The sequence below is a fragment of the Pseudomonas sp. MWU13-2105 genome (assembly GCF_023242315.1).
Lineage (GTDB): Bacteria > Pseudomonadota > Gammaproteobacteria > Pseudomonadales > Pseudomonadaceae > Aquipseudomonas.
In genome coordinates, this window is sequence record NZ_JALLIY010000008.1 from 96,842 (window position 1) to 119,723 (window position 22,882).

The window sequence follows — 22,882 nt, forward strand, 5'->3', positions numbered from 1 at the left end:
TTCACCGCTTCATGGCTCGGTTCAGCAGTTGCTCGAGCAGTTTCAGGCCCAGGTCGATTTCCGGGTAGCTGATTTCCAGCGACGGTGCCAGGGTGATCACGTTCTTGTAGTAGCCGCCCACGTCGAGGATCAGGCCGAGTTTCTGACCGTCAACCACCATGTCGCCCTTCATGCCTTCCTCGACCATGTAGTCCAGGGTCGCCTTGTCCGGGGTGAAGCCGTCGGCCGTGCAGATTTCGCAGCGCAGCGCCAGGCCCAGGCCATCGACGTCGCCGATGATCGGGAAGCGTTTCTGCAGCTCTTGCAGGCCTTCGAGGAAGTACTTGCCCTTGGCCATGACCATGGCGCCGTAGTCGACTTCGCTGGTCATTTTGAACATTTCCAGACCTACCGCGGTACCCAGTGGGTTCGAGGCAAAGGTGGAGTGGGTGGAGCCTGGTGGGAAGATCTTCGGGTTGATCAGTTCTTCACGGGCCCAGATGCCGCCCAGCGGGTTCAGGCCGTTGGTCAGCGCCTTGCCGAAGACGATCACGTCCGGCTTGACGTCGAAGTGTTCGATCGACCACAGCTTGCCGGTACGCCAGAAGCCCATCTGGATTTCGTCGACGACCATCAGGATGCCGTGCTGGTCGAGGACCTGCTTCAGCTCGCTGTAGAAGTTCATCGGCGGGATCACATAGCCGCCGGTACCCTGGATCGGCTCGACGTAGAACGCGGCGTATTCGCTGGAACCGACTTTCGGGTCCCAGACACCGTTGTATTCGGTTTCGAACAGACGGGCGAACTGCTGCACGCAGTGGCTGCCGTATTCTTCCTTGGTCATGCCTTTCGGGCCGCGGAAGTGGTACGGGAACGGGATGAACTGCGCGCGCTCGCCGAAGTGGCCGTAGCGGCGACGGTAGCGGTAGCTCGAAGTGATCGAGGACGCGCCCAGGGTACGACCGTGGTAGCCGCCTTCGAAGGCGAACATCAGGCTCTTGCCGTTGCTGGCGTTACGCACGACTTTCAGCGAGTCTTCGATGGACTGCGAGCCGCCGACGTTGAAGTGTACGCGACCGTCGAGGCCGAACTTGTTCTTGGCGTCGACCGCGATCATTTCCGACAGTTCGATCTTGCCTTTGTGCAGGTACTGGCTGGCGATCTGCGGCAGGGTGTCGATCTGTTTCTTCAGGGCGTTGTTCAGGCGTGGGTTGGCGTAGCCGAAGTTGACTGCCGAGTACCACATTTGCAGGTCGAGGTAAGCTTGGTCTTCGGTGTCCCAGACATAGGAGCCTTCGCAGCGGCTGAAAATGCGCGGTGGTTCGATGTAGTGGACTGTATCGCCGTAGGAGCAATATTTGGCTTCTTTTTCCAGAAGCACCTGGTCTTCGGCTGTAGCGATACGAATATCAGACATGGTGGAAGAGTTCCTGTTGTTCAAGATCGATAGAGTAGTTGCCGGCGTTCGCCGCGATGTCGTTCGGCAGCAGGGCCAGCATGGCCGGCAGCTCGGCGAAGGAGTCGAAGCGCGCGTAAGGAATGTTGTTGCGTTCGCAATGTTCGGCCAGGCGGCCCTTGGCGAAGACGAAGTCTGCGGTGCCGGCCACGCACATATCCGATTGACCGTCGCCGATCACCAGGATGCGTTTGCCCTTGGGCGCGGACTTGCATTTGCAGTTGCCGGAGGCGGCACGGCAAGCGTCGCTGGAGTACGGGAAGTCGATGCGCCAGCTGTTGTGGTCGACCTGGCGCAGGCGGTTGGCAAGGATCGGCAGCAAGGTCACGTAGTTGCGCGAAAGGATCCGCGCGATGCCTTGTTCGATGCCGTCGCTGACCACTTCGATGGAAGCGCCGAGGCCCATGACATGATCGACGAAGTCTGGGAAGTCCGGGTCGATATCGATGGTGTCGAAGTACGCCAGCAAATCGGCTGGCGAAGCCTTGACCAGCGCCAGTTGACGGCTGAGGCATTCGCGCGAACCGATATGACCGTCCAGCCATTCCTGTTCGATGCTTTCCCAGCTCGGGTCGGCGAAACGCTCAAGGATGTTGTCGATCGCGTCGGTGCGGGAGATGGTCCCATCGAAATCACACACGATATGCCAGTGCATCATCTGCTTGTACCTGTTGAATAAGAGCGCACACTGCGCATGGCTCTACGCAGAGCACGGAGTGTGCCAAGTGCTCAAATCCGGTATTCTCATGGAATATATCCATCTTTTGTATCGGATCTAGTACATGGAGCTACAAAAAATGTAGCTTCCTACAAACAACATCAGTGCTTGCCTACAAAAAGTCGCATTTATGATCGCGCAAGGCAGGTATCGACAAGGACACTGTTCATGATTCGGCTGACCTCCTCATTGCTGCTTGCCGGCCTTTTTTCCTTGGCTGGCTGGAGCCACGCCGCCCTGGCCGATGAAGGTCCGACCGGGCAGGTAGGGGCCGGGCTGGGCTATCAGCCCTATGATCCGTCGGGCAGCCGTTACGAAGTAACGCCATTGCCTTATGTGGACCTGGACTGGGGCAATGTCAGCCTCAGCGGTGATGACGGTCTGACCTGGGACGCATTCAAGACTAACGGTTTCAGCATCGGGCCTTTCGCCAATTACCTGCCCGGGCGCGACTCCAACGGTTCGTTGCGCGGCTTGCGCGATGTGCCGGACATGGGCGTTGTGGGTGGTTTCGTGGAATATGCGCCGGCCGACTTCTGGCGGCTGTTCGCCGAGCTGGGCAGTGCCGTCGGCGGCGGTAGCGGGCAGGGCGGCTGGTTGGGACGGATGGGCGGTGAGCTGGGGTATCCGTTGGGCATGGGGATTATCGGCCGGAGCAATTTCACCGCGCATTTTGCCGACGAGCGCCAGGCCCAGACCTTCTTCGGCGTCAGTGCCCAGGAGGCGCAAGCTTCGGGAATCAGCCAGTACCATGCCGGCGGTGGCTTCCAGAACCTGACCCTGACCCAGAGCTTCGCCATCCCGCTGGGCGGCAACTGGTCGTTGATGACCAGCGCCAGCTGGATCCACCTGGTGGGTTCGGCGGCGGACAGCAGCATCGTCAAGCAGAAGGGCGACAGCGACCAGGGGCAGATCCAGACGGCGATCAGCTACAAGTTCTGAGGCCGGAGCGGCCCTTGTAGGCGCCGGCTTGCCGGCGATGGCGCTGCTACATTCAACGCCATCGCCGGCTAGTTCTTCTCACCCTCGGCGAGCAGCGCAATCCCGCCGATGATCACCGCCACGCCGATCCAGTGTAGCAGGCTGATCTGCTCGTTCAGCCCCAGCCAGGACGCCAGCAGCACCGCGACAAACACCAGCGAACTCAGTGGAAACGCCAGCGACAGCGTGCTGCGCCGCAGAATCAGCATCCAGACGAAAAACGCCCCGATATAACAGGATATCGCTACCCAGACCCCGGGGTTGAGCAGCACGGCGTGCAGCCATTGCAAGCTGAAATCGGTTTGCCCGAGCAAGTCGCCACCGACTTTGGAGGCAATCTGTCCGCCGCTTTCGCAAGCGATCAGCAAGGCCCAGAGCACGATGGTGCCGAAGCGTCCGTGCAGCCAATCGATGTGTTTAGAACCGCTCATCAACAATTTCCTTCGAACATGAATGGAGCCCTCAAGCGCCGGAAATGGCTACCAGCATCACGCCGGCGGTGATTACCAGCGTGCCGAGCCAGCGGCGACGGCTGACGGTTTCACCGAGCACCACCTTGCCGGCCAGTACCACGCCGCAATACGCCAGGGCCCCGATGGGGAATACCAGGCTCAACGGTGCCCGGGACAGGGCTTCGATCCAGACAAAGAATTCGATGACATAGGAACCGATCCCGCACCACAGCAGGGGCGCGTTGAAGACCTGGCCCCAGAAGGCTTTCAGCCTGAAGCCGCCGTCCAGCTCCGGCAGACGGTCCAGGCCCATCTTGAAACAGAGCTGGCCGATCACGTCCAGGACAACGGAAAAAAGTACCAGCAAAATAACGCCAAGGGACACGGAAACAGCTCCTAGAACAGCATGGTCAACGCTTGATGTGGGGCCGGATGGCGTAGCCGCCCGGCTCCGCTCCAGCGTCCATGAAAAGCACACAGCGTAAGGGCTTTGCCGGCAAATGCAAAGGACGGGCCAGTACAAAGCGGAGCGGCTGCCCGGGCCGAGCTCGCGATTCAGCTGTGAACACGCAGCCAGAAGCTGACCAGCACGCCCGCCGCCAGCAGCCAGGCGAGTACCGCCAGTGCCAGGGAGATCTCCAGGCGCAGCCGGTCCACCAGCACATACAGGGTCGCCAGGTAGATGAAGTAGGGAATGATCGACCACATGCCGAACAGGATCGTGCTTTTCAGGTCATCGATCGAGCGACCCTTGCCGACGATGTAGTGGGCAATCATGGCAAAGGTCGGGAACAGTGGCACCAGCCCGGCAATGTAGTAATTGCGGGTTTTCGACAGGGCGGCCAGCAGCACCACCACCAGCGCGCCAAGCGCGGCCTTCAACAGTAACCCCATCTCCAATACCCGCGGTCAGTGGCTCAGGCCGTATTTCTTGACCTTGTCGAACAAGGTGGTCTTGGCCATGCCCAGTTCGTGGCTGGCCTGGCTCAGGTTGCCACCGCTGCGTTGCAAGGCATCGTTGAGCAGGTTGCGCTCGAAGGCTTCCACCGCTTCGGCAAAGCCCAGCCCGCCGCTGCTTTGCGCGCCGGCTTTCTTGAAGGGCGGCAGGCCGAGGGCGAAGCGTTCGGCGACGTTGCGCAGTTCGCGCACATTGCCCGGCCAGTCGTGGCTCATAAGGCTGGACAGGGTCTGGTTATCCAGTTCCGGCGCGATACGGTCGAAACGCAAGGAGGACTGCTGCAGGAAGTGTTCGAACAATTGCAGGATGTCCTCGCGCCGCTCGCGCAGGGGCGGCAGCTCCAGGGTTACCACGTTCAATCGGTAATACAGGTCGCTGCGAAATTCGCCGGCACGGCCCATTTCGTCGAGGTCGGACTTGGTGGCGGCGATGACCCGGCAATCGACGGCCACGCTCTGGTTCGAGCCCAGGCGTTCCAGGGTGCGTTCCTGCAAGACCCGCAGCAGTTTGATCTGCATGGGGATCGGCATGCTTTCCACTTCATCGAGGAACAGCGTGCCACCATGGGCGTGTTCGATCTTGCCGATACGCCGTTTGCCGGCGCCGGTGAAGGCATTGGCCTCATGGCCGAAGATTTCGCTCTCGAACAGGTTTTCCGGCAGGCCGCCGCAGTTGAGGGCGACGAATTGTTGCGACTGGCGCCGGCTGAAATCATGCAGGCAGCGGGCAACCAGTTCCTTGCCGGTACCGGTCTCGCCTTCGATCAGCACGTTGGCCGAGGTATCGGCGACATTGGCGATCAGTTCCCGCAGATTCTGCATCGCCGGCGAACGCCCGATGATCCGCCCTTCCAGCGAGTCGCGCTCGGCCAGTTGCCGGCGTAACGACCAGACTTCCCGGGCCAGCCCGCGTTGTTCCAGGGCGCGGCGGGCGACATCCACCAGGCGTTCCGGGGAGAAGGGCTTCTCCATGAAGTCGTAGGCGCCGTTGCGCATGGCACCGACGGCCATGGAGATATCGCCGTGGCCGGTGATCAGCACCACCGGCAGGCTGCGGTCGCGGGCCTTGAGCCGGGTCAGCAGTTCCAGGCCGTCGATGCCCGGCAGGCGGATGTCGCTGATGACGATGCCGGGGAAGTTGTCGCCGATCCGCGCCAGGGCTTCCTCGGCACTGCCGACGCCTTCGCTGGGGATATCTTCCAGGGACAGTGCCTGCTGGCAGCCAAGCAGGACATGCGGGTCGTCCTCGACAATCAGGACAGTGAGGTCGTTGTTCATATCGGCTCGGCCTTGGCAGGGGTGACCCGCGGTAAAGTGAGGACGAAGGCGGTGCCGCCCGTGAGGGGGTGTTCAACCCCGAGGTGGCCGCCGGCCGCCGCCGCGAGGCTGGCGGAGAGGGTCAGGCCGAGGCCCAGGCCCTGTTCGCCCGGCTTGGTGGTGAAGAAGGGCTCGAACAGGTGTTTGCGCGCCTCGGGTTCGATGCCGTGGCCGTTGTCGCGCACCAGCAGGCGGTATTTGCCTTCGACGAAGTCGCCTTCCAGCCACAGTTCCGGCAGCGGTTGCGCTTGCATGGCGTCGAGGGCGTTGCCGATCAGGTTGACCAGGATCTGCTCCAGGCGGGTCTGGTCGATGGCCAGTTGTACGTCGTCGAAGTCGCGATGGACTTCCAGGTGCAGGGTTTCGACCCGGCTGCCGAGGACTTGCAGGGCGGCATCGATGGCCTTGGCCAGGCTCGACTCGCCCTTGTCGTCGCCGCGTCGGGCGAAGGCGCGCAGGCTGGCGGTAATCCGACCCATGCGGTCGATCAGGTCGTTGATGGTGTGCAGGTTGGTGCTGGCGGTGTCCAGCTCGCCGCGTTCGAGGAAGCGCACGGTATTGCCGGACAAGGTGCGCAGCGCGGCCAGCGGCTGGTTGAGTTCATGGGCGATGCTGGTGGACATCTGGCCGATGGCGGCCAGCTTGCCGGCCTGGACCAGTTCGTCCTGGGCGCGGCGCAGGGTTTCCTCGGCCTGGCGCCGTTCGCGGATCTGGTCCTTGAGCCGGTCGTTGCTGGCCCGCAGGTCGACGGTGCGCTCGGCGATGCGCCGTTCCAGTTGGCTGTTGGCCTCTTGCAAGGCTTCGCGGGCGGCCAGGCGGGTGGCGATAACCTTGCGCCGTTCGTTCCAGGCGATCAGCAGGAAGGCCACCAGGGCGAAGGCCACGGCCACCAGGATGCCCTGGTTGGCGGCTTCGCGACGCAGGTCCTGCAAGGGCGTGAGCAGGGTGAAGTGCCAGGGCGTGTCGCTCAGGCGGCGGGTCTGGGCCAGGTAGCTGACGCTGTCGCCGTCCTTGGCCAGTTCGCTGTTGGCCGGGAAGGTCAGGGTTTCCACGCCTTCGGCCAGGCGTTCGCGGGCCAGGGGCTGCAGCTCGTTCAGCGGCCACCAGTAATATTGCAGGCTGCGGGCCAGGCGCTCCTTGATTTCCGGGGTCAGCGGGCGCACGGACTTGAGGCGCCGGGCCGGATCGCTGGAGAGGATGATGATGCCGTTCTCGTCGCTGACGAAGGCTTCCAGGCGTGCCCGTTGCCAGCGCTCTTCAAGGGCTTCGAGGCGTACCTTGATCACTGCCACGCCGATGATCTTGCCTTGTTCTTCCAGGCCGTGGGCCAGGTAATAGCCGGGTTCGCCGCTGGTGCTGCCGATGCCGTAGAAGCGACCGGGCAGGCCGCGCACGGCGTCCTGGAAATAGGCACGAAAGGACAGGTCTTCGCCGAGGTAACTGTCGGCGTCGCGCCAGTTGCTGGTGGCCAGTACCCGACCGGTGGTGTCCATCACATAGATGGCCCGACTGCGGCTGCGCCGGTTCAGGCCTTCGAGGTAGTTGTTGACTGCTTGGCGGTGTTCGGCGTCGGGCTCCTTGAGCAGGGCCGAGACGCTGGATTCAAGCTCCAGCAGGCTGGGCAGGTAGGTGTACTTGCTGATCTCGCTCTCGACGGTGCGGGCGTGCAGTTCCAGCTGGCGTTCGCCGTTCTCACTGAGGGTGCGGATGCCATAGTGTTCGCTGATGCGATAGCCGGCATAACCCAGGCCGATCATCAGCAGGATGATCAGCGGTGGCAGGAACAGTTGGCGGATCTGGCGGGGTTTCACGGCGAGTGATGGCGGCGTCGCGCGATAGAGGTTGGGGTCGCATTTCATCACGTTTGCCTTGGGTCAACCAGATCGTATTTCTTGTGGAAAAATGATCGGGGTTTGCGCATAACCTGATGTGGGAGCGGAGCCTGTGTGGGAGCGGAGCTTGCCCGCGAAGGCGACCTTGAGATCGCTAAAAGCTTCGCGGGCAAGCTCCGCTCCCACACGCTCCCACAATGTCCGCTCCCCTACAGCTATGGCGCTGTTCCGGGAGCGGTGTTGTTTCAGTGCTGCAGGATCTTCTCGAGGAAATGCTGCGCACGCTCCGAACGGGCACTGATGTCGCCGAAGAACTCGTCCTTGTTGCAGTCTTCGATGATCTTGCCCTGGTCCATGAAGATCACCCGGCTGGCGACCTTGCGCGCAAAGCCCATTTCGTGGGTCACGCACATCATGGTCATGCCTTCCTGGGCCAGTTGCACCATCACGTCGAGCACTTCATTGACCATTTCCGGGTCGAGCGCCGAGGTCGGTTCGTCGAACAGCATCACCACCGGGTCCATCGCCAGGGCGCGGGCAATCGCCACGCGTTGTTGCTGGCCGCCGGAGAGTTGCCCCGGGTGCTTGTGGGCGTGGGCCGAGAGACCGACGCGGTCGAGCAGTTGCAGGCCTTTCTTGGTCGCTTCTTCCTTGCTGCGGCCGAGCACCTTGATCTGCGCGATGGTCAGGTTTTCGGTAATGGTCAGGTGCGGGAACAGCTCGAAATGCTGGAACACCATGCCGACCCGCGAACGCAGTTTCGGCAGGTTGGTCTTCGGGTCGGCGATGGAGGTGCCGTCGACCACGATGTCGCCTTTCTGGAAGGGTTCCAGGGCGTTCACGCATTTGATCAGGGTGGACTTGCCCGAGCCCGAAGGACCGCAGACCACCACCACTTCACCCTTGCTGACCTCGGTGCTGCAATCGGTCAGCACCTGGAAGTCGCCATACCACTTGTTGATATTCTTGATAGAGATCATACGGCAAACCTTTTTTGCAGACGCTTGACCAGCAGCGAGGCGGCAAAGCTGATTGTGAAGTAGACGAGCCCTGCGAAGATCAGGAATTCATTGGCGCGGCCGATGATGTCGCCGCTGGAGCGCGAGGCGTTGAGGAAGTCCACCAGGCCCACGGTGTAGACCAGCGAAGTGTCCTGGAACAGGATGATGCTCTGCTGCAACAGCAGCGGGGTCATCTTGCGAAACGCCTGGGGCAGGATGATCAGGCGCATGGTCTGGCCATAGCTCATGCCCAGGGCCTGGGCGGCACCCATCTGGCCCTTGGCGATCGACTGCACGCCGGCCCGGACGATTTCGCAGAAGTACGCCGCTTCGAACATCATGAAGGCCACGATGCAGGAGGTGAACGCACCGATCGGCGTGTCTTCGCCGGTGATCCAGCGCAGGACGAACGGTACCGCCAGGTAGAACCAGGTGATCACCAGCAGCAGCGGGATCGAGCGGAAGTAGTTGACGTAGGCGCCGGCGACATTGGCCAGCAGCTTGTTCGACGACAAGCGCATCAGGGCCAGGAGCGTACCGATGACCAGGCCGCCGACGACACCCAGCACCATCAGTTGCAGGGTCATCAACATGCCGTTCCAGAGGCCCGGAATGGCCGGGACGATACCACTGAAATCGAAGTCCATTATTTACCCCCCACGGAGATCAGGCCGGGCACCGCGACTTTCTTCTCCACCAGGCGCATCAGCAACATCAGGCTCATGTTCAGGGTGAAGTAGATCAGCGTCGCCAGGGTGAAGGCTTCGAACAGGTTGGCGGAGAACTCGGCGGTCTGCTTGGTCTGCGCGAGCAGTTCCATCAGGCCGATCAGCGAGGCCACGGAGGAGTTCTTGAAGACGTTGAGGAATTCCGAGGTAAGCGGCGGAATGATGATCCGGTAGGCTTGCGGCAGCAGCACGTTCCAGTAGATCTGCGGCAGCTTGAAGCCCATGGCGCGGGCCGCCGATTCCTGGCCGCGGGGCAGCGCCTGGATCCCGGTGCGTACTTGCTCGCAGACCCGGGCGGCGGTGAACAGGCCCAGGCAGACCACGACGCTCAGGTAGGCCGAGGTGGTCGGGTGCAGGTCCTGCTTGTACCAGTCCTGCAGGTTTTGCGGCAGCAGGTCGGGTACCAGGAAGTACCAGATAAACAGCTGCACCAGCAGCGGCACGTTGCGGAAGACTTCCACGTAGACCGTGGCAATGCCCGATACCACGCGGTTCGGTATGGTACGCATCACGCCCAGCAGCGAGCCAAGGATCAGTGCAACGATCCAGGCCACCACGGCGATGGCGATGGTCCAGCCCAGCCCGGAGATGAACCAGTCGAGATAGGTCTCGCTGCCCACGCCGGTGGACTTGAAGAACACGCCCCAGTCCCAGTTGTAATTCATTCGGGTCTCCCCTCGGATCAATCAGTGGTCACGCACGTGCTTCCCGGGACTCCGCCCCGCCTGACGTGCTCCGTCAGGCACACGCGTACCGCTCGCGGTCCGAGTGTCTTTCCCATCTCAATAGAAGAAGCCAGTACAGCAGGTGTCAACAAACTCCCGGGGGCGCGTTCGCGCCACCGGGGTTCGGAGCAACGGTGAATCAGATCTTTTTGTCCGGTGCCGGCTTGTCGTTTGGATTGGCCAGCAGCGCCTTGAGCTCGTCGCTCATCGGGAAGTTCAGGTTCAGGCCCTTTGGCGGGATCGGCTGGGTGAACCACTTGGCGTAGATCTTGTTGATTTCGCCGGATTTGTAGATCCCGACGATGGCGTCATCCACGGCTTTCTTGAACGCCGGGTCGTCCTTGCGGACCATGCAGCCATAGATTTCGTAGGATTGCGCGGTACCGGTCACGGCCCAGTCATCGGGCTTCTTGGCCTTGGCCATTTCCCCGGCGAGCAGCGCATCGTCCATCATGAAGGCCACGGCGCGGCCGCTTTCCAGCATGTTGAAGGCTTCGCCATGGTCCTTGGCGGAGATGACGTTCATGCCCATCTGCTTGTCGGCGTTCATCGCCTTGATGATGCGCTCGGAGGTGGTGCCGGCGGTGGTCACGACGTTCTTGCCCTTGAGGTCGGCGAAGTCCTTGTAGGTGGAGTCCTTCTTCGACAGCAGGCGTGTGCCGATTTCGAAGATGCCGACCGAGAAGTCCACTTGCTGGCCGCGTTCGACGTTGTTGGTGGTGGAACCACACTCGACGTCGACGGTACCGTTCTGTACCAGCGGGATACGGGTCTGGGAAGTGACCAGGTTGTACTTGACCTTGAGGTCAGGCAGGCCGAGGTCCTTCTTTATACCGTCGACGATGGCCAACTGGATGTCGTGGGAGTAGCCCACTGGCTTGCCGGATGCATCCGCGATGTAGGAGAACGGAATGGAGCTGTCGCGATGCCCGAGGGTGATGGTGCCGGACTCTTTGATCTTCTTCAGGGTGCCGGTCAGTTCAGCGGCGAAAACTGGAGTACTGATCAGAGCAACAGCGATTGCTGCGCCCAGAAGCTGGGGAACGATGCGCATCAGATGATTTCCTCGAGATTGTTTTTCTTATGGAGCCGGTCAGCCGACTCTCGGGTACTTCGAACTGCTCGCACGACCCAAGGGGCGGCCGGAGCATTCGCTACGAAGTCTAGAGCACGACTCATGCCAGGCTTGGTGGTGTGGTTTTTGCTATTGATTTTAAAGGATATTTTGTTTATTTCGAGAAAGTGTGGAACGTCTGGCGTCCGGTTCGCCGAATGGCTGGCGAAAGGTTGTTCGGAAAACCGAATGGGAGGGGGCTTTAGGATGGAGCTTGTATTCGAGGTTTTCTATGATCGTGAGGGTGCTTTTCCAGGTTCAGAGCGATCTCAAGTCTGACGGATATTTGTGGCGAGCCGGCTTGCCCGCGTTGGGGGGGGCGAGCGCCCCTGAAACCGCTGAAATCAGTGGATCAGGTCGACCGAGATAATCTGTTTTGCGACTGCTGCGCAGTCGAGCGCGGGCAAGCCCGCTCGCCACAGGACGCGTTCGGCTTCAACTCTCCTATATCAGGAGGGGCCTGAATCAGGCCGCTTCGATCTTGCCGCGATGCTGCTCGACCTTGTCCAGGTAGTGCTGCAACTGTTGCTGCTCGGCCGCCGTGGTGAACAGGCCCAGCTTGCTGCGTCGCCACAGGATGTCCGCCGCCGCGCAAGCCCACTCCTCGCTGCACAGGTAATCGACTTCGCGGCTATAGAGACCGCCACCCAGGTGTTCACCCAGGTCGCCCAGATTCTGCACGCCCTCCAGCAGGCGCCAGGTGCGGCTGCCGTAGGTGCTCGCCCAGCGCCGGGCGATCTCGCTCGGAATCCAGTCGAAGCGGGTGCGGATCTCGTGGCTCAGGGCCTGGCGCGTGGTCATGTCTTCGCCGCCGGGCAAGGTCGAGGTGGCGGTCCAGCTCGGCTTCATGTGCTTGAAGAACGGCGCCAACTGGGCCAGCGCCGATTCGGCGAGCTTGCGGTAGGTCGTCAGCTTGCCGCCGAACACCGACAGCAGCGGGGCTTCACCATTACCGCCGGACAGCGCCAGGGTGTAATCGCGGGTGACCGCCGAAGGATTGTCGGATTCGTCGTTGCACAGCGGCCGGACACCGGAATAACTGTGCACGATATCGCCGCGGGCAAGCTGCTTCTTGAAGTGCGCATTGACCACCTTGAGCAGGTAGTCGGTTTCCGCTTCGGTGATGCTGACCTTGGCCGGGTCGCCCTGGTATTCACGGTCGGTGGTGCCGATCAGGGTGAAACGATCCAGGTACGGAATGGTGAAGACGATGCGCTGGTCCTCGTTCTGCAGGATGTGCGCGTGTTCGCCTTCGTACAAGCGAGGCACGATCAGGTGGCTGCCCTGGATCAGACGGATGCCGTAGGGCGATTCCAGCTTCAGGTCGTCCTTGATGAACTTGGCGACCCAGGGGCCGGCCGCGTTGACCAGGGCCTTGGCCTGGATCGAGAAGCGCGTGCCGTTGCCGCGTTCCATCTCCAGGTGCCACAGGCCTTTGCCACGGCGGGCGCTGACGCAACGGGTGCGGGTGTGCACGTGGGCGCCGTTCTCCCGCGCCGCCATGGCATTGAGTACCACCAGGCGTGCATCGTCGACCCAGCAGTCGGAGTATTCGAAACCCTTGGTGATTTCGGCCTTGAGTGCGCTGTCGGCGCCGAACTTCAGGCTTTTCGAACCGGCGAGCTTCTCGCGCTTGCCCAGGTGGTCATAAAGGAACAGGCCGGCCCGAATCATCCAGGCCGGACGCAGGTGCGGACGATGCGGCAGGACGAAGCGCATCGGCTTGACGATGTGTGGGGCCTTGGCGAGCAGCACTTCACGTTCGGCCAGGGCCTCGCGCACCAGGCGGAACTCGTAGTGCTCCAGATAGCGCAGGCCACCATGGATCAGCTTGCTGCTGGCCGATGAGGTGTGACTGGCGAGGTCGTCCTTTTCGCAAAGGAACACCGAGAGACCGCGACCGGCTGCGTCCGCGGCAATCCCGACACCATTGATACCACCGCCGATCACGGCGATGTCATAGATCTCGGCAAGGGGTGGGGCAGGCAAGGTACTGGGGGTCATCGGTGAGCCTCGCAGGGTCTTCTCTATATTTGAATTCGAACATTAATGTTCATTTTCGAAAATAATAGCGGATAAACGCGCCCACGACCAGCGAGGCCTGATTGAAAAAATCCATCAGGACGGGGGGAAAGGAAAATTATCGAACATTGTAGGGCAAGCCCGCCCGCCACAGGGGGGGGCAGGCCTGAGCCTCAGACGACTTCCAGGCGAATCTTGTGCTGGAGCAGCAATTGGGCCAGCGCCGGTACGGGTGCCTGGTCGGTCACCAGGCAGTCGATCAGGGTGATCGGCCCCAGGCGCACCATGGCATTGCGCCCGAACTTGCTGGAGTCCGCGGCCAGGATGACCTGGCGGGCATTGGCGATGATCGCCTGGGAAACCCGTACTTCCTGGTAATCGAAATCCAGCAGACTGCCGTCTTCATCTATACCGCTGATACCCACCAGGGCGAAGTCGACCTTGAACTGGTTGATGAAATCGACGCTGGCCTGGCCCACCACGCCGCCGTCACGGCGCACGTTGCCGCCAGCCAGTTGCACTTCGAAATCGTCCTTGGCGCTGAGGATCGAGGCCACGTGCAGGTTGTTGGTGATGATCTTCAGGTGGTGGTGATTGAGCAGCGCCCGGGCAATGGATTCGGTGGTGGTGCCAATATTGATGAACAGCGAGGCGTGATCGGGGATATGGGCGGCGATGGCCTCGGCGATGCGCTGCTTTTCATCGCGCATCTGGTCGGCGCGCATGGCGTAGGCGGTGTTTTCCACGCTGGAATCGTAGGCCGCGCCACCGTGGTAGCGCCGCAGCAGATTGGAGTCCGCCAGCTGGTTGATATCGCGGCGGATGGTTTGCGGGGTCACGACAAATAGCTGGGCCATTTCCTCGATGCTGACATAACCGCGTTCGCGGACCAGTTCGAGGATTTGCTTTTGGCGGGGAGGCAGATTCATTGGGCGTCCTTTGGGCTGCCGTACAAATTCCTCCATCATGCCGCAGGAAGGACCTGTCTGCCACTTGCGGGGCCAATCAATCGTGGATGTGCGACGGGGACGTCGTGGGTTGTTGCTGTCGAGGTCGCTCTTGTTTCGGCGGCCTGTTGAACTTCGTCTGATCGTGAGAACGCCACAAAACCTGTAGGGGGCTGGCTTGCCAGCGAAGCTTTTGGCGTCTGCAAGGACGCCTTCGCTGGCAAGCCAGACCCCTACAGGGGAGTGTTCAGCCTAAAATACGGCTTCAGGCTCAGTTGCTGTCTTCGTGCGGTTCCCAGTCGCGGGTACGGCTAACCGCTTTCTGCCAGCCGGCATAGAGTTTTTCCTTCTCGGCCTCAGGACGTTGCGGCGCGAACTCGCGCTCGATCACCGCCTTGCCCCGCAGCTCTTCCAGGCTGCCCCAGAAACCGCACGCCAGACCGGCCAGGTAGGCCGCGCCGAGTGCCGTGGTTTCGCGCATTTGCGGGCGTTCGACCTGGGTCCCGAGAATGTCGGCCTGGAACTGCATCAGGAAGTTGTTGGCCACCGCACCGCCGTCCACGCGCAGGGCCTTGAGGCGTTCGCCCGAGTCCTGTTGCATGGCGTCCAGCACGTCGCGGGTCTGGTAGGCAATCGACTCCAGCGCGGCACGAATGATGTGATCGACCTTCACCCCGCGCGTCAGGCCGAACAGCGCGCCACGGGCATAGGGGTCCCAGTACGGTGCGCCGAGGCCGGTGAAGGCCGGCACCAGGTACACGCCGTTGCTGTCCTTGACCTTGCTGGCGAAGTATTCGGTATCGAATGCGTCGTTGATGATCTTCAGCTCGTCGCGCAGCCACTGGATGGTCGAGCCGCCGTTGAAGACCGCGCCTTCCAGGGCGTAGGCCACTTCGCCGCGTGGGCCGCAAGCGATGGTGGTGAGCATGCCGTGCTTGGAGCGGACCGCCTTGGTGCCGGTGTTCATCAGCAGGAAGCAGCCGGTGCCGTAGGTATTCTTCGCCTGGCCCGGTTCCACGCACATCTGGCCGAACAGGGCGGCCTGCTGGTCGCCGGCGATACCGCCGATGGCGATGCCGCTCTTGGTGTGGCCGTAGATTTCCGAGGACGACTTCACTTCCGGGAGCATTTCCCGGGGAATGTCGAGGATCTCCAGCATCTTCGAATCCCACTCCAGGGAGTGGATATTGAAGAGCAGGGTGCGCGAGGCGTTGGTGTAGTCGGTGACGTGGGTCTTGCCGCCGGTGAATTTCCAGATCAGCCAGCTGTCGATGGTGCCGAACAGCAATTCGCCGTTGCGCGCGCGTTCACGGCTGCCTTCGACGTTGTCGAGGATCCACTTCAGCTTGGTGCCGGAGAAGTACGGGTCGGTGACCAGGCCGGTGGTTTCGCGGATGTACTCTTCGTGACCGTCGCGCTTGAGTTGCTGGCAGATTTCGGTGCTGCGGCGGCACTGCCAGACGATGGCGTTGTAGATCGGCCGGCCGCTGACCTTGTCCCAGACCACGGTGGTTTCACGCTGGTTGGTGATACCGATGGCGGCGACCTGGTCGTGGTGCAGGCCGGCTTGCGCCAGGGCTTCGACCATTACCGCGCTCTGGGTGGCGAAGATTTCCATCGGGTCGTGTTCGACCCAGCCGGCTTGTGGATAGTGTTGCTGGAATTCGCGCTGGGCGGTGCCGACCACGTTGGCGTTGCGATCGAAGATGATCGCCCGCGAGCTGGTCGTACCCTGATCGAGGGCAATGATGTAGTTCTTATTCTGAGTGTCGGTCATTTTCGATTGCCTTGCTGAAATAGGGGAAAGTGCCGGGGTGGGTGCCCTCAGGGGAAAGGGCGCTCACAGGGAGTGGCGTCTTGCAGGTGTTTCAGGAAGCCTGGACCTTTTTGGCAGCGGTCGCGGGTTCTTCCTCTGTCGCGGGTTCGGCGCTGGGCAGGTGACGGGCAATCATCCCGCGGTACAGCACGGCGCCGAGGCAGGCACCGACAATCGGTGCAAAAATCGGAATCAGGAAATACGGAATGTCGCGCCCGCCGGTGAAGGCGATATCACCCCAGCCGAAGAGGAAGGTCATCAGCTTGGGGCCGAAATCCCGCGCGGGGTTCATCGCAAAACCGGTCAGTGGACCCATCGCGCTGCCGATCACGGCGATCAGCAGGCCGATCAGCAGGGGCGCCAACGGGCCGTTGGGCAGGCCGTTGTTGTCGTCGGTCAGGGACATGATCACGCCCATCAGGATCGCGGTGATCACCACTTCCACCAGGAACGCCTGGGCAGTGCTCAGGGCCGGGTTGGGGTAGGTGGAAAACACCGACGCCAGTTCCAGGCTGGCCTGGGAGCCGCGGATCATATGGTGGGTTTGTTCGAAATCGAAGAACAGGTTGCTGTAAAGCGTGTAAACCAACGCGGCGGCACAGAAGGCGCCGGCGACCTGGGCGAGGATGTAGAACGGCAGTTTGCGTTTTTCGAAATCGGCGAACAGGCACAGGGCAATGCTGACGGCGGGGTTCAGGTGAGCGCCGGAAACGCCGGCGGTCAGGTAGATCGCCATGCTCACGCCCATGCCCCAGATGATGCTGATTTCCCACAGGCCAAAGCTGGCGCCCGCGACCTTGAGCGCGGCAACACAGCCGGTGCCGAAGAAGATCAACAGCGCGGTGCCGAGGAATTCGGCGATGCATTGGCCCGAGAGCGACGGTTGTTTCAAAGCGGTACTCATTGGACACCTCGATTTTTGTTGTTGTTAGACGCCCACCCGGATGATGGACGTGGACTTTCACCGATGCTCAGGAAACCCCGTCTCTGATTTCGGCTTGCCGCTCGTTGTTGCTGGTGTAGGACTGTAATCTTCAGTTTCGAAAAAATATAGACAAGAAACGCTGATGTCAAAGGTCGAAAATGAACGATAGTCCACTTTTTGAGCATCGACTGCGTGAATGAGGATGATTTGTATGTAGGAATGAGGTGTTTTTTACGCGTTTATTGGCTTTGCTGGAACCAGGAAAAGCTTGAGGCTTAGCCTGTCATAGAGCCTTTTCGTCGTGAATAGCCTAAAATCCACGCTTGTCTTTCGAGCCGCCTGGACCAGCTATGACCCCCGCATTGGACCTGCTGAAAAAAGTTCGTGCCGAACATCGCGTGCACAGTTATGAACACGATCCGAAAGCTGCGTCTTATGGTCTGGAGGCCGCGGAGAAACTGGGATTGGCCCCGGAGCAGGTGTTCAAGACGCTGCTCGCGAGTACGGAGAAGGCCGAATTGCTGGTGGCGGTGGTGCCGGTCGTCGGAAGTCTGGATCTGAAGGCGCTGGCCCACGCGGCGGGGGTCAAGAAGGTCGAGATGGCGGATCCGGCGGCGGCCCAGCGGGCTACCGGTTATCTGCTCGGCGGCATCAGTCCGCTCGGGCAGAAGAAGCGCCTGCGGACCTTTATCGATCAGAGTGCGCAGCCCTTCGCGAGTATTTTCGTCAGTGCCGGTCGTCGCGGCCTGGAAGTGGAGTTGGCGCCGGCGGTGCTGGCCGAGCATACCCAGGCAAAGTTTGCTGATATCGGCCGCGCCTGATCCTGTCCAGGAACTACGCGGCTGGCTGGAACAGCACCAGGTGTTCGGCCGCCACGCGAATACCGACCTGGGTCCCCGGCAGGTGATCGGCGTGACTGGGGAAAATCGACTCCAACTGGCTGCCCGTGGGCAGTTGCAGGCGATACAGGGTCGAGGCGCCGAGGAAGGTCTTGCCGACGACGGTCGCCTTCAGGGCGCTGTCCGGGGCATGGACGATGTCATCCGGACGCAGCAGTACATCCACCGCGCCGCCCAGCGGCCAGGGATAGGCCCGATTGCCGCGTAGCACACCCAGTTCGGTCTGTACCGACTCGGGGCTGCTCAGTTGTCCGCGAATGAAGTAGCCCTGGCCGACAAAGCTCGCGACGAAGGGCGTCTGCGGTTCGTGATAGAGGTTGTAGGGCGTATCCCATTGCTCCAGGCGACCTTCCTTGAACACGCCGACCTGGTCGCTGACGGCGAAGGCTTCCTCCTGGTCATGGGTCACCAGGATTGCGCTGGTGCCGCGCAGCTTGAGGATCTCCCGGACTTCCTGGCTGAGCTTGCGGCGCAGCTCGACATCGAGGTTGGAAAACGGTTCGTCGAGCAACAGCAGCTGCGGCTCCGGGGCCAGGGCGCGGGCCAGTGCCACCCGTTGCTGCTGGCCGCCGGAGAGTTCGTGGGGATAACGCTTGCCCAGCCCCCTGAGGTTGACCAGCTCGAGCATTTCTTCGCTGATCCGCGCCTTGCGCGGGTGCAGGCGAATGCCGAAGGCGATGTTGTCGGCGACGTTCAGGTGCGGAAACAGCGCGTAGTCCTGGAACACCATGCCAATCCGGCGCTTCTCCGGCGCCAGGGTAAACCCGGCGCGGGAGATGACTTCGCCGGCCAGCTGGATCTCGCCCTCGTGCACCGGCTCGAAACCGGCAATCGCTCGCAGGGTGGTGGTCTTGCCGCACCCGGAGGCGCCGAGCAGGCAACCGATGTCGCCGGCGTTGAGGTGCAGGTTGAGGTTCTGCACGACCCGTTGCGCCTGGTAGCCGCAAGCCAGGTCATGCAGGTTCAACAGCCGCGAATGACTCATGCAGGGCGATACGCCGGAGCAACCAGGAATTCGAGCAGGGCTTTTTGTGCATGCAGGCGGTTTTCGGCCTGGTCCCAGGCGACCGAACGCGGGTCGTCGAGCAGGTCGAGGCTGATTTCCTCGCCACGGTGGGCCGGCAGGCAGTGCAGGAACAGCACGTCGGGCGCGGCCAAGTCGAGCAGTTCGCGGGTGACTTGCAGCGGGGCGAACAGGGCCAGGCGCTTGGCGGTTTCCTCTTCCTGGCCCATGGAGGTCCAGACATCGGTGCTCACCAGGTGCGCGCCGCGTACCGCTTCACGCGGATCGCGGACCAGCCGGACCCGCTCGCCGGCCTGGGCCAACAGCGCCGGGCTGGGGTCGTAGCCTTCGGGGCAACTGACGCGCAACTGGAAGTCGAACTGGATGGCCGCTTCGATATAGCTGTTGCACATGTTGTTGCCGTCGCCGATCCAGGTCACGGTCTTGCCCTGGATCGAGCCGCGATGTTCGAGGAACGTCTGCATGTCCGCGAGCAACTGGCAGGGATGCAGGTCATCGGACAGGCCATTGATCACCGGGACGCGGGAGTTGGCGGCGAACTCGGTCAGGGTGCTGTGCTTGAACGTACGGAGCATGACCACGTCAAGCATGCGCGACAGCACGATGGCGCTGTCACCGATAGGCTCGCCACGGCCCAGTTGGGTGTCGCGCGGCGAGAGGAAAATCGCCTGGCCGCCCAGCTGGATCATGCCGGCTTCGAAGGAGACCCGGGTGCGCGTCGAGGACTTCTCGAAAATCATCCCGAGAATCCGACCCTTGAGCGGCTCGAAGAGTACGCCGCGGTCACGCAGGTCCTTCAGCTCGATGCCTCGACGAATCACGCTGACCAGCTCTTCGGGCGTGCAATCCATCAGGGAGAGAAAGTGCCTTGCGCTCATCATTAACTACCTTTTTGCAACAGACCGCAGATACTCAAAGCCGGGTTTTACGGAAAAACGGGCGAGACCTGCGGCGTAAGCCGCACGGGGCGACGAAATAGGGGAAGACGCGATCGTATAAGAAAATGTCGCGTGTTACCAATAGGAGGCTTAGATTCCGGGCGGTTGGGCCCCCGACCATGTCGATGGCGCTGATTTTTTCAACCCGATACACGCCTGTCTCCTGGCGACAGCAGGCCTTTGTACACTGCGGCCCAAAGTCTTGGCAATCGAAGGTGGCGGGCGCAGGCGGGGCCTGGTCGCTTTCTGACTGTCCAGGCCGCACAATGGCAGGCAAGATGGGATGGGTGGAAACATTTCCTAAACTAATCTACTCGGTTGTAAAATGTGTCACCGCGGACACAAGGGGCTTTGGAATGGAATCGAAAGAGCAACAGTTAATGGAGCTGCTGAAGCTGACGGCCCAGGCGTTGACTCATATGACCGCCTCGGTGACCTCGATGTCATTCGAGCTGTTGCGTAGCGAAGATGAAGTGACCCGGGCGGCCGGTCGCCGCATGATCGATCGCATGGCGACCATCAGTTCCGGTCTCGACGAACATTGGCGCCTGATCGGCGAGCTGACCGGGGTCCATATGGGCCAGGAGCAGCTTGAGACCATTCAGGAGATCCAGTTGCAACCTGCTCCGATGCTGCCCTCGGCCTGATCCCGGGCCGTCATCGGTGGGCCTGATGCCCCTCGATTCACAAGATGAACGTCGCTGGCGTGCGGCCCGGCGTGGGGCCATAGTTTTGTTCTCGCAACCGATTCGGGTTGCCTCGAACAAAACAGAGACTGGCCATGACCAAGACTCTTCATCACCGTGCCTGCCATCTGTGCGAGGCCATCTGCGGCCTGACCATTGAAACCACCACCAGCGAAGATGCGGTGCGGATCACCTCGATCAAGGGCGATCCACTGGATAGCTTCAGTCGTGGGCATATCTGTCCGAAGGCGGTGGCGCTGCAGGATATCCAGAATGACCCGGATCGCCTGCGCCAGCCGATGCGGCGGGTCGGCAGCGAATGGTTGCCGATCGAGTGGGACGAGGCCTTTGCCCTGGTGGCTGAACGCCTGGCGGCGATCCAGTCCCGACATGGCCAGAATGCCGTGGCGATCTACCAGGGCAACCCCAGCGTGCACAACTATGGGTTGATGACCCACAGCAACTACTTTCTCGGCCTGTTGAAAACCCGCAATCGTTTTTCCGCGACCTCCGTCGATCAATTGCCCCATCACCTGAGCAGCCACCTGATGTACGGCCACGGCCTGTTGCTGCCGATTCCGGACATCGATCACACCGACTTCATGCTGATCCTGGGGGGCAATCCGTTGGCCTCCAATGGCAGCATCATGACCGTGCCGGATGTCGAGAAGCGCCTGAAGGCGATCCAGGCCCGTGGCGGCAAGGTGGTGGTGGTCGATCCGCGGCGCAGCGAGACGGCGGCCATCGCCGACCAGCACCTGTTCGTGCGCCCGGGCGGTGATGCGGCCTTGCTATTCGGCCTGCTCAACACCTTGTTCGCCGAAGGGTTGACGCGCGCCAGCCATTTGCCGGTCGACGGTCTCGATGAAGTGCGCCAGGCAGTTGCTGGTTTCAGCGCCGAATCCATGAGTCCGTTGTGCGCGGTACCGGCAGCGCAGATCCGTCAGCTGGCGCGGGACTTCGCCGCGGCGGACAAGGCGGTCTGCTATGGGCGGATGGGCGTCTCGACCCAGTCGTTCGGTACCTTGTGTCACTGGCTGGTGCAGTTGATCAACCTGGTGACCGGCAATCTCGATCGGGTCGGCGGGGCCTTGTGCACGGAGCCGGCGGTGGACCTGGTGGCCTCGACCTCCGGCGGTCATTTCAATCGCTGGCAGAGCCGGGTGTCCGGGCTGCCGGAGTACAGCGGCGAACTGCCGGTGTCGGCCCTGGCCGAGGAAATGCTCAGCGAAGGGGAAGGGCAGGTGCGAGCCCTGGTGACGATCGCCGGCAACCCGGTGCTGTCCACGCCCAATGGCCGACAACTGGAGCAGGCGCTGGACGGCCTGGAGTTCATGGTCAGTATCGACCTGTACATCAACGAAACCACCCGTTATGCCGACCTGATCCTGCCGTCGACTTCGGCCCTGGAAAACGATCATTACGACACCACGTTCAATATGTTCGCGGTGCGCAATGTCAGCCGTTTCAACAAGGCGATCCTGGCCAAGCCCGTCGGCGCCTTGCACGACTGGGAGATCTTTGTCGGCCTGGCCAAGGCATTTTCCAGCCTGACCGGCCAGGTGCTCAAGCCGACCATGGCTCCGGCGCAGATGATCGACATGGGCCTGCGGATGGGCTCGTATGGCGATGCCTCGCCTCAGCAGCTGTCGCTCAAGACCCTGGAGGACTTTCCCCATGGCGTCGATCTCGGCGCGCTCAAGCCCAACCTGGCAGCGCGTCTCAAGACACCCGGGCAACGGGTCCAGGCGGCGCCGGCGGTGATTCTGGCCGACCTTGCGCGGTTCGCCGCGCAACAGGCGCCGGCAGCCGGGGAGTTGCTGATGATCGGCCGCCGGCATGTGCGCAGCAATAACTCTTGGATGCACAACTATCACCGCCTGGTGAAGGGTAAGCCGCGTCATCAACTGCTGATGCATCCCGCTGACCTGGCCAGCCGCAGCCTCGAGGATGGGCAGCGGGTACAGGTCAGTTCGCGGGTCGGCATGATCGAGGTGGAGGTGCTCGCCAGCCTGGAGATGATGCCCGGCGTGGTGAGCCTGCCCCATGGTTGGGGGCATGCGCGGCCCGGAGTGAAGACGGCCATTGCCAGCGGCCAGCCGGGCTCCAGCGCCAATGACCTGACCGATGAGCGCCAATTGGACGTGTTGTCGGGCAATGCGGCGTTGAATGGTGTGCCGGTCACCGTGGCGGCGGCCTGAGAACGCCGATCAATGTGGGAGCCGGCTTGCCGGCGATGGTGTCCGCTGGATCGCCAGGAGCTTCGCGGGCAGGCACCGCTCCCACATTGGGTCTTCAGTCGCATGCGAGCTCTCGGTTCGAGACAAAATATTGTAGTCGCCATGAATCGGGGAGACCGAGCACC

The 22,882-nt window shown here is 61.8% G+C and carries 21 protein-coding genes; 4 read left to right on the forward strand and 17 right to left on the reverse strand.

The window, feature by feature from the left end; genetic code table 11:
* Window position 1: 1 nt before the first annotated feature.
* Both M5B96_RS13400 and M5B96_RS13405 read right to left on the reverse strand, forming a co-directional pair.
* Complete coding sequence (locus tag M5B96_RS13400) at window positions 2–1,396, reverse strand: aspartate aminotransferase family protein (RefSeq protein ID WP_248797156.1); 1,395 nt, start codon at window positions 1,394–1,396, stop codon at window positions 2–4.
* The gene (locus M5B96_RS13405; protein WP_100944506.1) at window positions 1,389–2,093 is read right to left on the reverse strand and encodes an HAD-IB family phosphatase; all 705 of its coding nucleotides are present in this window, start codon (window positions 2,091–2,093) and stop codon (window positions 1,389–1,391) included. Before M5B96_RS13405 ends, M5B96_RS13400 begins: the two co-directional genes overlap by 8 nt.
* A 228-nt stretch (window positions 2,094–2,321) precedes the next feature.
* Between M5B96_RS13405 and M5B96_RS13410 the strand changes: the two genes are divergently transcribed.
* Complete coding sequence (locus M5B96_RS13410) at window positions 2,322–3,095, forward strand: MipA/OmpV family protein (RefSeq protein WP_248797157.1); 774 nt, start codon at window positions 2,322–2,324, stop codon at window positions 3,093–3,095.
* A gap of 68 nt (window positions 3,096–3,163) precedes the next feature.
* Here M5B96_RS13410 and M5B96_RS13415 read toward each other — a convergent pair whose 3' ends face one another.
* The 13 genes from M5B96_RS13415 to M5B96_RS13475 form a co-directional block, all read right to left on the reverse strand.
* Window positions 3,164–3,565 carry an EamA family transporter gene (locus M5B96_RS13415; RefSeq protein ID WP_248797158.1) on the reverse strand — a complete coding sequence of 134 codons (402 nt, stop codon included), beginning with the start codon at window positions 3,563–3,565 and terminating at the stop codon, window positions 3,164–3,166.
* A 31-nt stretch (window positions 3,566–3,596) separates the two neighbouring features.
* Complete coding sequence (locus M5B96_RS13420) at window positions 3,597–3,971, reverse strand: EamA family transporter (protein ID WP_248797159.1); 375 nt, start codon at window positions 3,969–3,971, stop codon at window positions 3,597–3,599.
* Between the two features lie 170 nt (window positions 3,972–4,141).
* Window positions 4,142–4,471: a GlpM family protein gene (locus M5B96_RS13425; RefSeq protein ID WP_248797322.1), complete on the reverse strand. Its 330-nt coding sequence runs from the start codon at window positions 4,469–4,471 to the stop codon at window positions 4,142–4,144.
* 24 nt (window positions 4,472–4,495) lie between these two features.
* A complete protein-coding gene (locus tag M5B96_RS13430; RefSeq protein WP_248797323.1) occupies window positions 4,496–5,773 on the reverse strand; it encodes a sigma-54-dependent transcriptional regulator in 1,278 nt (425 codons plus the stop codon).
* Between the two features lie 44 nt (window positions 5,774–5,817).
* A complete protein-coding gene (locus M5B96_RS13435; protein WP_248797160.1) occupies window positions 5,818–7,719 on the reverse strand; it encodes a sensor histidine kinase in 1,902 nt (633 codons plus the stop codon).
* A 218-nt stretch (window positions 7,720–7,937) separates the two neighbouring features.
* Window positions 7,938–8,672 carry an amino acid ABC transporter ATP-binding protein gene (locus M5B96_RS13440; protein ID WP_218225516.1) on the reverse strand — a complete coding sequence of 245 codons (735 nt, stop codon included), beginning with the start codon at window positions 8,670–8,672 and terminating at the stop codon, window positions 7,938–7,940.
* Window positions 8,669–9,340 carry an amino acid ABC transporter permease gene (locus M5B96_RS13445; RefSeq protein WP_248797161.1) on the reverse strand — a complete coding sequence of 224 codons (672 nt, stop codon included), beginning with the start codon at window positions 9,338–9,340 and terminating at the stop codon, window positions 8,669–8,671. The genes M5B96_RS13440 and M5B96_RS13445 overlap by 4 nt, the downstream gene beginning before the upstream one ends.
* Window positions 9,340–10,086 (reverse strand): amino acid ABC transporter permease, encoded by a 747-nt coding sequence (locus M5B96_RS13450; protein WP_248797162.1) that lies wholly within the window; start codon window positions 10,084–10,086, stop codon window positions 9,340–9,342. The genes M5B96_RS13445 and M5B96_RS13450 overlap by 1 nt, the downstream gene beginning before the upstream one ends.
* A gap of 199 nt (window positions 10,087–10,285) precedes the next feature.
* The gene (locus M5B96_RS13455; RefSeq protein ID WP_248797163.1) at window positions 10,286–11,200 is read right to left on the reverse strand and encodes a glutamate/aspartate ABC transporter substrate-binding protein; all 915 of its coding nucleotides are present in this window, start codon (window positions 11,198–11,200) and stop codon (window positions 10,286–10,288) included.
* Between the two features lie 525 nt (window positions 11,201–11,725).
* Window positions 11,726–13,264, reverse strand: coding sequence for a glycerol-3-phosphate dehydrogenase (glpD, locus tag M5B96_RS13460; RefSeq protein WP_248797164.1), 1,539 nt, complete (start codon window positions 13,262–13,264; stop codon window positions 11,726–11,728).
* Between the two features lie 191 nt (window positions 13,265–13,455).
* Window positions 13,456–14,211, reverse strand: a complete 756-nt coding sequence (locus M5B96_RS13465) for a DeoR/GlpR family transcriptional regulator (RefSeq protein WP_248797165.1) — start codon at window positions 14,209–14,211, stop codon at window positions 13,456–13,458.
* A 289-nt stretch (window positions 14,212–14,500) separates the two neighbouring features.
* The gene (gene glpK, locus M5B96_RS13470; RefSeq protein ID WP_248797166.1) at window positions 14,501–16,006 is read right to left on the reverse strand and encodes a glycerol kinase GlpK; all 1,506 of its coding nucleotides are present in this window, start codon (window positions 16,004–16,006) and stop codon (window positions 14,501–14,503) included.
* A gap of 91 nt (window positions 16,007–16,097) precedes the next feature.
* Entirely contained in the window at window positions 16,098–16,949 is an 852-nt protein-coding gene (locus M5B96_RS13475; protein ID WP_248797167.1) for an MIP/aquaporin family protein, read from the reverse strand.
* Between the two features lie 371 nt (window positions 16,950–17,320).
* Between M5B96_RS13475 and ybaK the strand changes: the two genes are divergently transcribed.
* Window positions 17,321–17,791, forward strand: coding sequence for a Cys-tRNA(Pro) deacylase (gene ybaK / locus M5B96_RS13480; protein ID WP_248797168.1), 471 nt, complete (start codon window positions 17,321–17,323; stop codon window positions 17,789–17,791).
* Window positions 17,792–17,804: 13 nt separating this feature from the next.
* Here the strand turns inward: ybaK and M5B96_RS13485 are convergent, their stop codons facing one another.
* Window positions 17,805–18,854: an ABC transporter ATP-binding protein gene (locus tag M5B96_RS13485; RefSeq protein WP_248797169.1), complete on the reverse strand. Its 1,050-nt coding sequence runs from the start codon at window positions 18,852–18,854 to the stop codon at window positions 17,805–17,807.
* Window positions 18,851–19,771 (reverse strand): ornithine carbamoyltransferase, encoded by a 921-nt coding sequence (argF, locus tag M5B96_RS13490; protein WP_152740904.1) that lies wholly within the window; start codon window positions 19,769–19,771, stop codon window positions 18,851–18,853. Before argF ends, M5B96_RS13485 begins: the two co-directional genes overlap by 4 nt.
* A gap of 416 nt (window positions 19,772–20,187) precedes the next feature.
* On the opposite strand from argF, the gene M5B96_RS13495 reads away from it, so the two are divergent.
* Together M5B96_RS13495 and M5B96_RS13500 are read left to right on the forward strand one after the other, a co-directional pair.
* On the forward strand, window positions 20,188–20,478 hold the full coding sequence (locus tag M5B96_RS13495) for a hypothetical protein (RefSeq protein WP_248797170.1): 291 nt from the start codon (window positions 20,188–20,190) through the stop codon (window positions 20,476–20,478).
* Between the two features lie 134 nt (window positions 20,479–20,612).
* Window positions 20,613–22,718: a molybdopterin oxidoreductase family protein gene (locus tag M5B96_RS13500; RefSeq protein WP_248797171.1), complete on the forward strand. Its 2,106-nt coding sequence runs from the start codon at window positions 20,613–20,615 to the stop codon at window positions 22,716–22,718.
* Window positions 22,719–22,882: the final 164 nt, after the last annotated feature.

Coding starts and splice junctions, on each gene's coding strand:
- M5B96_RS13400 (WP_248797156.1), bottom strand. CDS start 1,396: ATGTCTGATATTCGTATCGCTACAGCCGAAGACCAGGTGCTTCTGGAA.
- M5B96_RS13405 (WP_100944506.1), bottom strand. CDS start 2,093: ATGATGCACTGGCATATCGTGTGTGATTTCGATGGGACCATCTCCCGC.
- M5B96_RS13410 (WP_248797157.1), top strand. CDS start 2,322: ATGATTCGGCTGACCTCCTCATTGCTGCTTGCCGGCCTTTTTTCCTTG.
- M5B96_RS13415 (WP_248797158.1), bottom strand. CDS start 3,565: ATGAGCGGTTCTAAACACATCGATTGGCTGCACGGACGCTTCGGCACC.
- M5B96_RS13435 (WP_248797160.1), bottom strand. CDS start 7,719: ATGAAATGCGACCCCAACCTCTATCGCGCGACGCCGCCATCACTCGCC.
- M5B96_RS13440 (WP_218225516.1), bottom strand. CDS start 8,672: ATGATCTCTATCAAGAATATCAACAAGTGGTATGGCGACTTCCAGGTG.
- M5B96_RS13445 (WP_248797161.1), bottom strand. CDS start 9,340: ATGGACTTCGATTTCAGTGGTATCGTCCCGGCCATTCCGGGCCTCTGG.
- M5B96_RS13450 (WP_248797162.1), bottom strand. CDS start 10,086: ATGAATTACAACTGGGACTGGGGCGTGTTCTTCAAGTCCACCGGCGTG.
- M5B96_RS13455 (WP_248797163.1), bottom strand. CDS start 11,200: ATGCGCATCGTTCCCCAGCTTCTGGGCGCAGCAATCGCTGTTGCTCTG.
- glpD (WP_248797164.1), bottom strand. CDS start 13,264: ATGACCCCCAGTACCTTGCCTGCCCCACCCCTTGCCGAGATCTATGAC.
- M5B96_RS13465 (WP_248797165.1), bottom strand. CDS start 14,211: ATGAATCTGCCTCCCCGCCAAAAGCAAATCCTCGAACTGGTCCGCGAA.
- glpK (WP_248797166.1), bottom strand. CDS start 16,006: ATGACCGACACTCAGAATAAGAACTACATCATTGCCCTCGATCAGGGT.
- M5B96_RS13475 (WP_248797167.1), bottom strand. CDS start 16,949: ATGAGTACCGCTTTGAAACAACCGTCGCTCTCGGGCCAATGCATCGCC.
- ybaK (WP_248797168.1), top strand. CDS start 17,321: ATGACCCCCGCATTGGACCTGCTGAAAAAAGTTCGTGCCGAACATCGC.
- M5B96_RS13485 (WP_248797169.1), bottom strand. CDS start 18,854: ATGAGTCATTCGCGGCTGTTGAACCTGCATGACCTGGCTTGCGGCTAC.
- argF (WP_152740904.1), bottom strand. CDS start 19,771: ATGAGCGCAAGGCACTTTCTCTCCCTGATGGATTGCACGCCCGAAGAG.
- M5B96_RS13495 (WP_248797170.1), top strand. CDS start 20,188: ATGGAATCGAAAGAGCAACAGTTAATGGAGCTGCTGAAGCTGACGGCC.
- M5B96_RS13500 (WP_248797171.1), top strand. CDS start 20,613: ATGACCAAGACTCTTCATCACCGTGCCTGCCATCTGTGCGAGGCCATC.